Source organism: Spirillospora sp. NPDC048824 (assembly GCF_043198455.1).
Classification (GTDB): Bacteria; Actinomycetota; Actinomycetes; order Streptosporangiales; family Streptosporangiaceae; genus Spirillospora.
This window is the reverse complement of sequence record NZ_JBICUS010000004.1, coordinates 45,799-57,868: the sequence shown is the minus strand read 5'-3', so window position 1 is coordinate 57,868 and position 12,070 is coordinate 45,799. Positions and strand designations below refer to the sequence as shown.

General features: G+C 71.5%; 8 protein-coding genes. 1 reads left to right on the top strand and 7 read right to left on the bottom strand.

The features are described 5' to 3' along the window. Window positions 1–98: 98 nt before the first annotated feature. The 3 genes from serA to ACGFIS_RS09240 form a co-directional block, all read right to left on the bottom strand. Entirely contained in the window at window positions 99–1,688 is a 1,590-nt protein-coding gene (gene serA, locus ACGFIS_RS09250) for a phosphoglycerate dehydrogenase (protein ID WP_392901567.1), read from the bottom strand. Window positions 1,689–1,898: 210 nt separating this feature from the next. After that, window positions 1,899–2,537: a hypothetical protein gene (locus tag ACGFIS_RS09245; RefSeq protein WP_392970167.1), complete on the bottom strand. Its 639-nt coding sequence runs from the start codon at window positions 2,535–2,537 to the stop codon at window positions 1,899–1,901. 325 nt (window positions 2,538–2,862) lie between these two features. After that, window positions 2,863–4,395, bottom strand: coding sequence for a DUF2079 domain-containing protein (locus tag ACGFIS_RS09240; protein ID WP_392970164.1), 1,533 nt, complete (start codon window positions 4,393–4,395; stop codon window positions 2,863–2,865). Between the two features lie 180 nt (window positions 4,396–4,575). Here ACGFIS_RS09240 and ACGFIS_RS09235 point away from each other — a divergent pair, with 180 nt between their 5' ends. Continuing rightward, the gene (locus ACGFIS_RS09235; protein ID WP_392970161.1) at window positions 4,576–5,394 is read left to right on the top strand and encodes a hypothetical protein; all 819 of its coding nucleotides are present in this window, start codon (window positions 4,576–4,578) and stop codon (window positions 5,392–5,394) included. A 72-nt stretch (window positions 5,395–5,466) separates the two neighbouring features. On the opposite strand, the gene ilvC is transcribed toward ACGFIS_RS09235, so the two are convergent. From ilvC to ACGFIS_RS09215, 4 genes are all read right to left on the bottom strand, one after another. Next, window positions 5,467–6,450 (bottom strand): ketol-acid reductoisomerase, encoded by a 984-nt coding sequence (gene ilvC, locus ACGFIS_RS09230; RefSeq protein WP_392970158.1) that lies wholly within the window; start codon window positions 6,448–6,450, stop codon window positions 5,467–5,469. 79 nt (window positions 6,451–6,529) lie between these two features. Continuing rightward, window positions 6,530–7,054, bottom strand: a complete 525-nt coding sequence (gene ilvN, locus ACGFIS_RS09225) for an acetolactate synthase small subunit (protein ID WP_358463753.1) — start codon at window positions 7,052–7,054, stop codon at window positions 6,530–6,532. Window positions 7,055–7,059: 5 nt separating this feature from the next. Further along, on the bottom strand, window positions 7,060–8,931 hold the full coding sequence (locus ACGFIS_RS09220) for an acetolactate synthase large subunit (RefSeq protein WP_392901556.1): 1,872 nt from the start codon (window positions 8,929–8,931) through the stop codon (window positions 7,060–7,062). Between the two features lie 148 nt (window positions 8,932–9,079). After that, a complete protein-coding gene (locus tag ACGFIS_RS09215; RefSeq protein WP_392970156.1) occupies window positions 9,080–11,917 on the bottom strand; it encodes a putative bifunctional diguanylate cyclase/phosphodiesterase in 2,838 nt (945 codons plus the stop codon). Window positions 11,918–12,070 lie beyond the last annotated feature (153 nt).

The following is a 12,070-nucleotide window of genomic DNA, read 5'->3' as shown; positions in this document are numbered from 1 at the left end:
TTTAACGCTCTGGGGGGGGGGGGGGGGGGGCGCCCCCCCCCGGGGGGGGGGGGGGCGGGCCGCGCCCCCCCCCCCCGCCCGTGGTGGACGGAGGAGTCTCAGTTCTCCAGATCGACGCGGCGGCCCATGTCGGCGCCGACCTCGCGGGTGATGGCGTCGACGAGCTGCGGCCCGACCGCGGAGTCGACGGTCAGCGCGATCAGCGCCCTGCCGCCCTTGGCGTCCCGGCCGACCTGCATGCCGGCGATGTTGACCTCCTCGTCGCCGAGGAGCTTGCCGACCCGGCCGACGATGCCGGGACGGTCGACGTAGGAGAAGAACGCCATGTGCTCGGTCGGCACCAGCTCCATGTTGTAGCCGTTGATCTCGATGATCCGCTCGGCGTGCTTCGGGCCGGTGAGCGTGCCGGACACCGACACGACCGAGCCGTCGGCCATGGTGCCGCGCACCTGCACGACGTTGCGCCAGTCCGGGCTGTCCTCGCTGGTGGTGAGGGTGACCTCGACGCCGCGGTCGCGGGCCAGCAGCGGCGCGTTGACGAACGTCACCGTCTCCTCGATCACGTCGACGAACACGCCCTTGAGCGCGGCGAGCTCCAGCACCTTGACGTCGTGCTCGGCGATCTCGCCGCGGACCACCACGTCCAGCCGGACCGGGACGCCGCCGGCGAGGGCGGTGAAGATGCGGCCGAGCTTCTCGGCGAGCGGCAGGCCGGGCTTGACGTCCTCGGCGACCGCGCCGCCCTGCACGTTCACCGCGTCCGGCACGAACTCGCCGGACAGCGCCAGCTTCACCGAGCGGGCGACCTGCGTGCCCGCCTTCTCCTGCGCCTCGTGGGTGCTGGCGCCGAGGTGCGGTGTGACCACGACGCTGTCGTGGTGGAACAGCGGGCTCTCGGTGCACGGCTCGGTGCTGAACACGTCGATGCCGGCGCCGGCCACCCGGCCGTCCTTGAGGGCGAGCTCCAGGGCGGCCTCGTCCACGATCCCGCCGCGGGCGGCGTTGACGATCCGCACGGTCGGCTTGACCTGGTGCAGCTCGCGGTCGCCGATGACGCCGAGGGTCTCGGGCGTCTTCGGCAGGTGGACGGTGATGAAGTCGCTCTCGCGCAGCAACTCGTCCAGCGTGACGAGTTTCACGCCGAGCTGGGCGGCGCGGGCGGCCTGCACGTACGGGTCGAACGCGATCACGTTCATGTCGAAGGCGGCGAGGCGCTGGGCGACCAGCACGCCGATGCGGCCGAGGCCGAGCACGCCGACGGTCTTGCCCTGCAGCTCCACGCCGGTGTACTTGGACCGCTTCCACTCGCCCTGCTTGAGCGCGGTGTGGCCCTGCGGAACGTTCCGCGCGGTCGCGAGCAGCAGCGCGATGGCGTGCTCGGCGGCGGTGACGATGTTGGACGTCGGCGCGTTGACGACCATGACGCCGGCCTTGGTGGCGGCCTCGACGTCGACGTTGTCGAGGCCGACGCCGGCGCGGGCGACGACGCGCAGCGCCTTGGCGTGCTGGAACACCTCGGCGGTGACCTTGGTGGCGCTCCGCACGATCAGTGCGTCGACGTCGGCGACGGCGGGCAGCAGCTGTTCTTTGTCGCTGCCGTCGACGTGACGGACCTCGTAGTCGGCCTCCAGCACGGCGATCCCGGCCGGGGAGAGTTCTTCTGCGACGAGGACGACGGGCTTGCTCAAGGAAACAGTCCTTCGAAAGTGGATGTTCGTGTGGTGTGTGCAGGTGAAGTCGCGAGTCACCTCGTCGTGCCCTCGCCCCCACGCGAGTGTATCCCTCGCCGGCGAGCGCGATCGGCGGCAGGCGGACACCCACCGGTAACCCCGCTCCGCCCGGACCCGCCCTGCCCGCGTCCGTCCCGTCCTGCCCGCGTCCGTCCCGTCCGTGTGCGGTCAGGCCGCGTTGGGTTCGGGCATCGCGGCCAGGACGGACGCGACCCGCTCGGCGTCGGCGACGTGGACGTGCGGGACGTCCACGAACACCCGCAGCGGCCCCGCCGGCAGCCCCAGCTCGTCGGCGACCTGCACCTGCACCTCGCGGAGCGGGATGTAGGTGAGGTAGCCGCGGTGGACGTTCTGCGACCGGAACATCCCCGTCATGATCAGCCGGTAGCCGCGGATGCGGAACGACAGCGCCGTCAGGCACGGCAGCCCCTCCGCCGGCTCGCCCGGGATCGTCAGCGAGATCCACGCGCTCGTCGTCCACGGCCTGGCCCGCAGGAGATCCACCACCCAGCGGATCTGGTCGTTTCCCTGAAGGTCGTGCAGCCTCGGCCAGTACCGCCCGCGGATGTTGCGGCGCGTGCGCTCCTGCGCGCGCCGAATCAGGCGGGCCCGGTCGCCGTGCTCGAGGAGGATCGGGTCCTCCCAGCTCAGCGAGGCGACCTCGAACAGCACCGGCGGGCCCTCGATGATGGGCCCGGTGTCCTCCATGCCGGCCTCGCCGGCGGTCCAGACGTGCCGCAGGACGCCGATCCACGCCTGCCCGCAGGTCTCCCAGCGCCGGACGTCCTTGTCCTCTCCCGCCGGCATGTCACGACTCCCCGCCATAATCCGCTCCATGACGGACGACGCGGATCCGGGAATTACCTGCCGGCGGCATTGACACGCGGGAGATGAATTCCGCCTGCGCTCCAGCCCGTGGGCTTCGGTCGTTCTTGAACAGCATCACACCACTCATGCACTCCGCCCCAACACCACTCCGGCGGCGGTCACATGAGCGTTCGCGCAGGTTCCCCCGCGCCGGCCGCGGCCGTCACGGCTTTCCTCAAGTATCAGGCAAAGTGCGCCGAAAGGATAGGGTAATTTATCCGATCGGGACCTTCACCGTCATTCTGACGTGTGCCACGGCCGCCGGTCACTTTGGACTCTTGTCCAAAGGATCGTGATTATCCTTCACCTTGGGCGGGACGTCCCGGTGCAGCACGATGTACCCCTCTCGCCGGAAGACCGCGCGGTACCCCTCGGCCTCCAGTTCCGCCACCCGCCGCTTCTGGCCCGCCACGTCCGGGAACGGGAACTCCAGCCGCCCGACGTACGCGATGACCCAGGGCGCGCCGCGCGACCGCTCGTCCCACAGCAGGACGCGGGCGCGGGTCGTCAGTGCGGGGCCGACGCCGTTGGCCGCCTCGACGAGCGCCCCGTCGGGGATCCTCGCGGCCGCCGCGGCCGCCGCGCGGGCCCGGTCGTTCTGCCGCCACAGCGCGGGATCGGCCAGATGCCGGTACGCGAAGAACGGCACGCAGACGAGCACGGCGGCCAGGACCGCCGCCATCGGCAGGACGGGCGGGAGCCGTTCCGCCGCCCGGATCCTGCCGCGCAGCCGCGCCGCGCCGTCCACCGCCGCCAGGACGAGCACGGCGATGATGAAGGCGTTGTAGTGGTAGTCGGGTTCCCACCAGTTGGCGAAACGGCTGTTGAGCATCCGTTCGGCCAGCATCGGCAGCGCGATCAGCGTCAACGGCGACGCCAGCGGCAGCAGAAGCAGCGGCAGGACGAGCAGCGCCATCGTCGCGACCTTCTGCGGCGGGGTACCGAGAACGGCCACGACGTCCCACGGATGGGTCAGCGCGTGCACGGCCGCGTGCGGCAGATCGGGGCCGAGCGACCCGTACGCCCAGTAGTAGTCGTTGTCCCCGCCGAACGCCGCGATGACGACCTGGGAGGAGATCCACGTCGCGACCAGCCCGACCACGATGTGGGCGAGCCCCGCCCGGCGGTCACCGTGCTCGGCGCGGCGGGTGAGCAGGAACAGGCCGAATCCCGCGACCAGGAGGCCCATGTCCTCCTTGACCAGCAGCAGGACGAACGCCGCGACCGCCGCCTGCCCTCGCCGTCCCGCGTCGTGCCGCTCGATCATCAGCGCCGACAGCAGCGGCACGAACGCGACCTCGTGGAAGTCGAACGCGAGCGCCTCGGCGATCGGCCACGACAGCGCGTAGGCGCCCCCGGCGCAGTACGCGGCGCCGGCGCCGAACCGCCGCTCGGTGAACCGCCAGATCGGCAGGATGCCGAGCGCGAGCAGGACGGCCTGCGCGAGCAGCAGGGTCACCGGCCCGTCGTGAATCCAGTAGAGCGGCGCCAGCAGGACGAGGATCGGTGAGAAGTGGTCGCCGAGGACGGAGAAGTCCGGCCCGAAGCCGTTGTGGACGCCCTTCACCATGGCGACGGGCAACTCGAACCGGCTGTACGAGCGGATCGCCTGGTCGAAGATGACGAGGTCGTAGCTGCCCGTCCGGAACGCCCGCAGCCGCATCAGCGAGTACGCCGCGTACAGCACCGCACTCGCCGTGACCATCGCCGCGAGCGCCGCCCGCCGGCGTGCGGACGATCCCCGGCGGCCTGCCGGGACCTCGTCGACGGGGCCCTCGACCGCAACCGCCTCAGCCACTCGCCGGACGCTACCAGCCGCCCCCGGCGCGCAGAGCCCCGCATCGTGCGGGAGGCAGGTCGCCGTAGCCGGACGGCCACACCGAGCAGGCGCCGGAGGAGACACGCCATCGGAATTTCACTGTGAGCGACGACTCTGAGCCTTAACGTGACCGATGTCCCCGGCCGATCAGGAGAGAACGTGAGCTCGGACTGCACCATCAGCGTCCTGCGCGATGTCCTGCGCGTGTACGACCACCGCTATCTGAGCCTCGACCGGCTCCAGCGCGAGCGGCTCGTGGACGGCACCCGCCACGTCATAGGCGAGGAGGGGCTGAGCGAGGCGGCGCGCGCCGCCATGCCCGCCTCGGTCCGGCTCAGGGCGTTCTGCATCCAGCACGGCCTGAGCGAGGAACTGGAGCGGCTGATCCGCGACGAGATCGAGGGCGCCCCGGCGGGCGCCGTCGTCGTCGGCGGCCGGATCTACGCCATGTACCCCTACCTGCGCGGCGTCCCCCGGCAGGACGCCGACATCACCACCGAGGTCGGCGTCGACCACCGGCTGGACGCGGTCGCCTGGCAGGGCAAGAGGATCCGGATCCGCGGCGTCGCGGCGCTCCAGCGCGTCGAGACGAACCGGACGGTCGTGGACGTGATCCTGCGGGAGCGAACGTCCGGCAAGGAGCACGGTTTCCCCGCCGAGCCCCGGCCGGACCGGCCCGGCGGGTTCGAGGCCGTCGCCGACCCGGCCGTCGTGGAACCGGGACGCTGGGACGTGCACGTCGCGGCGACGGCGCTCGGGGTGACACGCGAGGCCCGCTTCGGCTCCGTGCGCGCCGAGGGGCTGAAGACCGCCCCCCAGGGCCGCACAACCCAAGGCCGCACCCCCCAGGGGCCCACGACGGGCACGAGGAACGCCACGGTCTACTTCACCAGGGGCGGCCACCTGGCGCTGACCGTGACCGACGACCCGGTGGAGACCTCATGGCGCACCAGGCTCCGCCACCGCCTCAAACGCTGACCTGCGGGCGTGCCGCCCTCAAGTCTCCCCGAGGGCGACACGCCCGCAGTCCGGCCGAGCGGCCGGTCGCGGCTAGTCGTTGAGCCAGCTCATCATCGGGCGCAGCTCCGCGCCCGTCTTCTCCACGGGGTGCTCGGCGAGCTCCTCGCGGTACCGGCCGAACTGCTTCTGGCCGCCCTCGAACTCGTCCACCAGCTCCTTGGCGTACTGGCCGGACTGGATCTCGCCGAGGATCTTCTTCATCGCGGCCTTGGTCTCCGGCGTGATCACGCGCGGGCCGCGGCTGTAGCCGCCGTACTCGGCGTTGTCGGACACCGACCAGTACATCTTCGAGATGCCGCCCTCGTAGATCAGGTCGATGATCAGCTTCAGCTCGTGCAGGACCTCGAAGTAGGCGACCTCCGGCTGGTAGCCGGCCTCGGTCAGCACCTCGAACCCGGTCTTGATCAGCTCGGAGACGCCGCCGCACAGCACCGTCTGCTCGCCGAACAGGTCGGTCTCGGTCTCCTCGGTGAACGTGGTCTTGATGCCGCCCGCGCGCAGGCCGCCGATCGCCTTGGCGTAGGACAGGACCAGCGGCCAGGCGTTGCCGGTCGGGTCCTTCTCCACCGCCACGATCACCGGGACGCCGCGGCCGGCGACGAACTGGCGGCGGACCAGGTGGCCCGGGCCCTTCGGCGCGACCATCGCCACGTCCACGCCCTCCGGCGGCTGGACGAGGTCGTAGCGGATGCTGAAGCCGTGCCCGAAGAACAGCGCGTCGCCTTCGACGAGCGCGGGCTTGATGTCCTTCTCGAAGATCTCCCGGTGGTGGTGGTCGGGGGCCAGCAGCATGATGAGGTCGGCCTCCTCGGCCGCCTCCGCCGGGGTGACGACGCGCAGGCCCTCGGCCTCCGCCTTCTCCCGGCTGGCCGACCCCTCGCGGAGCCCGACCCGCACGTCGACGCCGGAGTCGCGCAGGGAGAGCGCGTGCGCATGCCCCTGGCTGCCGTAACCGATGATCGCGACGTGCCGGCCCTGGATCACGCCCAGGTCGGCGGCGTCGTCGTAGAACATCTCAGCCACAGTGCTATTGCCTTTCGTTGATGTGGTTGTGTCACGTGCTCTGGCGTGTGCTTCAGGTGCCGCACGCGGGTCAGGCGCTGCGCTCGATCGCCCGCAGCGAGCGGTCGGTGATGGAGCGGGCGCCGCGGCCGATGGCCACCATGCCCGACTGCACCAGTTCCTTGATGCCGAAGGGCTCCAGGACCTTGATGAACGCGTCCAGCTTGTCGCGGTTCCCGGTGGCCTCGATGGTGACGGCGTCCGGCGCGACGTCCACCACCTTGGCACGGAACAGCTGGACGGTCTCCAGGACCTGCGAGCGCGTCTCGGCGTCGGCGCGCACCTTGACCAGCACGAGTTCACGCTGGACGGACGCCGAGGAGTCCAGCTCGACGATCTTCAGGACGTTGATCAGCTTGTTGAGCTGCTTGGTGACCTGTTCGAGGGGCAGGTCGGCGACGTTGACCACGATCGTCATCCGGGAGATCTCCGGGTGCTCGGTGACGCCGACCGCGAGGGACTCGATGTTGAAGCCGCGCCGGGAGAACAGCGCCGCGACCCGGGCCAGGATGCCGGGCTTGTTCTCCACCAGCACCGACAGGGTGTGCAGGCTCATCGGGGTCAGTCTCCGTTCTCCCACTCGGGAGCCATGTCCCGCGCGATCTTGATGTCGTCGTTGGTGGTGCCGGCCGCGACCATCGGCCAGACCATGGCGTCCTTGTGCACGATGAAGTCGATCACGACGGGGGCGTCGTTGATCTCCATGGCCTTGGCGATGACGTCGTCGACGTCCTCGGCCGTCTCGCAGCGCAGGCCGACACAACCGTACGCCTCGGCGAGCTTGACGAAGTCGGGGATGCGCTTGGCCGCGTGCAGATTCGTGTTGGAGTACCGCTCGTTGTAGAACAGGGTCTGCCACTGCCGGACCATGCCGAGGTTCCCGTTGTTGATCACGGCGATCTTGACGGGGATGCCTTCGATCGCGCAGGTCGCGAGCTCCTGGTTGGTCATCTGGAAGCAGCCGTCGCCGTCGATCGCCCAGACCGCCGTGTCGGGCGCGCCGACCTTGGCGCCCATCGCCGCCGGGACGGCGTAGCCCATCGTCCCGGCTCCGCCGGAGTTCAGGAAAGCGCCGGGCCGCTCGTACTTGATGAACTGCGCGGTCCACATCTGGTGCTGGCCGACGCCCGCGACGTAGTACGCCTCCGGCCCGGCGAGCTTCCCGATGCGCTCGATGACGTACTGCGGGGACAGCGACCCGTCGTCCGGGACGTCGTAGCCCAGCGGGTACGTGTCGCGCCACGCGTCGAGCTGCCGCCACCAGTCGGTGTAGTCGCCCTTGTGCCCCGCCTCGTGCTCGTTCTGCACCGCGACGATGAGGTCGGCGATGACCTCGCGGGCGTCCCCGACGATCGGGACGTCGGCGTGCCGGTTCTTGGAGATCTCCGCCGGGTCGATGTCGGCGTGCACGATCTTGGCGTCCGGCGCGAACCCGTCCAGCTTCCCGGTGACGCGGTCGTCGAACCGGGCGCCGAGGGTGATCAGCAGGTCGGACCGCTGCAGTGCGCCGACGGCGCCGACGCCGCCGTGCATGCCCGGCATGCCCATGTGCAGCGGGTGGCTGTCGGGCAGCGCGCCCTTGGCCATCAGCGTGGCGACGACGGGCGCGCCGGTCAGCTCGGCGAGCACCTTCAGCTCGGCGGACGCGTTCGCCTTGAGGACGCCGCCGCCGACGTACAGCACCGGGCGCTTGGCCTGGACGATCAGCCGTGCCGCCTCGCGGACCTGCTTGGAGTGCGGCCGGGTGACGGGCCGGTAGCCGGGCAGCTGCAGCGCGACGGGCCACTCGAAGTCGACGGTGGCCTGCAGGGCGTCCTTGGCGATGTCGACGAGGACCGGTCCAGGACGGCCGGTGCCGGCGATGTGGAACGCCTCGGCGATCGTCCGGCCGATGTCGGCGGCCTTGGTCACCAGGAAGTTGTGCTTGGTGATCGGCATCGTGATGCCGGCGATGTCGGCCTCCTGGAAGCCGTCCGTCCCGATGAGGGAGGACGCCACCTGGCCGGTGATGGCCACGATCGGCACCGAGTCCATGTAGGCGTCGGAGATCGCGGTGACGAGATTGGTCGCACCCGGCCCGCTGGTGGCCATGCACACGCCCACCTTGCCGGTCACCATCGCGTAGCCCTGGGCCGCGTGGCCGGCGCCCTGCTCGTGCCGGACGAGGATGTGGCGCAGCTTCGCGGAGTCGAAGAGCGGGTCGTAGGCCGGGAGGATCGCGCCGCCCGGGATGCCGAACACCGTGTCAACGCCGACGTTCTCCAAGGCGCGGACCAGCGCCTGGGCTCCCGTCATCTGTTCGGTCGTCATGATCTGCGTTTCCTTGGGGAGTGGGGTGAAGGGTCTCCGGGCAACAAAAAACCCCCGCCGCCGTGAGGCGATCGAGGGGAGGCGCGCAGGACGAGAAGCTTGGTCAGCCTGCGCGCCGACCAAGTACTACGAGAATGGTGATGGTGCTCTGCACAGGCCCACTTTCGCCGATGTCCGGCTCCCGGTCAAATCCGTGGACGCTTTGTCTCAAATGTCGAGACTGCCGTGTCGCAGGTGCGTGGCCCGCACCGCGCGGCCCGAGCGGGGCGGCTCAGCCCGGGAGGGGCAGCGGGACGTCCCCGGACTGGGCGTGCGCCTCCAGGTTCGTCCGCACCAGCGACTCGACCCGCCCGGCCGCCATCGGACGCGCCACCAGGAACCCCTGGCCGCGCGGGCAGCCCATCTCGCGCAGCAGTTCCAGCTGCTCGGGCCGCTCGATGCCCTCCGCCACCACGGTCAGCCCCAGGTCGCTGCCGAGCCGCACGATCGTCCGGGTGAGCAGCGTCAGCGTCTCGTCCGACCCGAGCCCCGCCACGAACGACGGATCGATCTTGATGATGTCGACCGGGAGCTGCCCGAGGTAGGCGAGCGAGGCGTACCCGGTGCCGAAGTCGTCGATCGCGAGCCGCACCCCGAGGTCGCGCAGCTCCGACAGGCGTTCCACGTTCTGGCCCGCGTCCTCGACGAGGACCTCCTCGCGCACCTCCAGCGTGAGGGCCTGCGGCGGCAGCCCGGTCTCCGCCAGCGCGGCCGCGACCGACTCCACGAACCGGGGCGCGGCGATCTGCCGGGCGGTGAAGTTCACCGACAGGCCCACGTCCCACGAGTCCCCGCGCCACCGGGCGACCTCGCGGCACGCCTCCCGCAGCACCCAGTCTCCGAGCGGGACCATCAGGCCCGACTCCTCCGCCGTGCCGATGAACTCCTCCGGCGGCACCGCCTCGCTGCCCCGCCACCAGCGCAGCAGCGCCTCCACGCCGGTCACCCGGGACGTCGCGAGGTCCACCACCGGCTGGAACTCGATCGCGAACTCCTCCTCGGCCAGCGCCTGCTGGAGGTCGCTGGCCAGTTCCAGCCGCCGGACGACGTCGGCGTGCATGTGCGGCGCGTACACCTCGACGCGCCCGCCGCCGAGCTCCTTCGCGCGGGCCATCGCCAGGTCGCCGTTGCGCAGCAGGTCCGCGGCGGTGCGGCGGAGCCGGCGTCCCGCCTCGGAGCCGTTGCCGGCGGGGGCCGCGGGCTGCTCCTCGTCCCCGGCGAACGCTATGCCGACACTCGCCGTCAACACGATGTGCTTGTTGCCGACCTGATAAGGGTCCGCCGAAAGAGCCCGCAGGAGCCGTCCGGCGAGCTCGACTGTGGCGCGCGTCTCACCGTCGTCCGGCGGAAGCTGGACCAGGACGGCGAACTCGTCGCCTCCCCAGCGGGCCACCGTGTCGTCCGACTGGACGTTGGCGCGCAGTCTCCGGGCGGCCTGCGCCAGCACCTGGTCGCCGGCCGCGTGCCCGTCGGAGTCGTTCACCGCGGTGAAACCGTCCAGGTCGACGAACACGACCGCGACCTCGCCGCCGGACGGCTGCCGCGACAGGACCTCCCGGGTCCGCTCCTCGAAGTAGGACCGGTTGGGCAGGCCCGTCAGGCCGTCGTGGAACGTCAGGTGCGCGACCTGCCGCTGCAGCGCCGCCTGCTCGCTGAGATCCCGCGTCGTGACCAGCAGCCGCGCGGGGGCGCCGTCGGAGCCGCTGTAGCGCGAGATCGTCGACTCGGTCGGCAGCCACGTCCCGTCCGCCGCCCGGATCCGGCACGACACGCGCAGCGCCTCGTCGACCGCCTCGTCGTCCAGGACCTCGAGGAACACCCCCTGGACGCGCGGCAGGTCCTCCGGGTGGACGATCTCGTGCAGCGGGCGCCCGAGCAGTTCCTCCGGCTCGTAGTGGTACGTCCGCAGGGCCCCGGCGCTGGCATACTGGACGATGGCGTCCAGGTCGCAGATGAGGACCGCGTCGTTGATGCTCTCCGACAGGGCCCGGAAGTGCTCCTCGCCGGTGTCCACGGCCCGGCGCAGCTCGTCGTTCTCCCGCAGCAGGCCCGCCAGCCGCGCGATCAGCACCAGCGCCGCCGAGCCCGCCGCGATCGAGATGCCGGGTTCGAGGCCGTTGCGCCCGGTGAGCGAGTGACCCGCGATGAACAGGGCGGCCGCGGCGGCGACCGCGGCGGGCGCGATGCCCGGCCCGATCATCCGGCCGCACTCCTCGCCGGACCGGCCGGTCCCGTCCGGCTCGTCCACGTCCTCGGGGATGTCGTCGACGGGCGGTTCCGGCTCGGCCGCGGGGCCCGTCCACGGAACCAGCAGCAGGAGCAGCAGCCCGGCGAGGCGCAGGATGTCGGACGGGTCGTCGGCCGGGCCGCCGCCGTCCAGCCGGACGAACGTCGTCACGATGTCGGCGACCGCGATGGCCGTCAGCGCGCCGTACCCCATCAGGGCGAGGCGGCGGTGCCCGCGCGCGGCGCCGAGGACGAACGGCAGCGCGCCGCAGACGAACACGACGTCGATCAGCGGGTACAGCAGCTCCAGCAGGAACTCCGGCGGCGACTCCCCCGACCTGTGGTAGAGCGTGCCGAACAGCGCGACCCAGCCGAGCACGAACAGCGCGCTGGCGCAGACATAGGTGTCGGCCGCGTACCGCAGCCACGTCCCCGCGTCGCGGGGCAGCCTGATCGGCGCGACCAGCCCCACCACCAGCGCGACCAGGGCGAAAAGGTAGAAGAGATCCGGTACCGACAGCGACAGGGCGCTGCGGCCCCGCCCGTCGGACAGGGCGCCGCCCAAGGCGCCGAGGAACCAGGACGCGGCGGCGATCCCGTACCACCGCCAGGACGCGCGCCAGATCCCGCCCGGGGCCGTGTCCGCCGGCACGCCGTCCGGCCGCCGGGCCAGCAGCAGCAGGGAGATCGCGGCGGCGCCCGCGGCGCCCGCCTCGGCCCAGGCGATGAAGGCGTTCCCGCCCCAGCCGAGCAGCGAGCCGATGGCGTACAGGACCCCGGCGACCGCGGCCATGGCGATCGGCAGCGCACGCGGCGGAACCCGCCTGGCGTATTCGCCGCTCATCGCGCCGTGTCCCTTCCTGCCCCGGTGGAGCGTTCGGTCCCTGCCGACGCCGCACCGCGCCAGGGGGAGAATTCGGGTTCACGACCTTCACCGCACGGATAACGGTCACAAGGTCCTGAATCGTGCCCCGCGCAGGGGTCGGCGCGGGCCGGT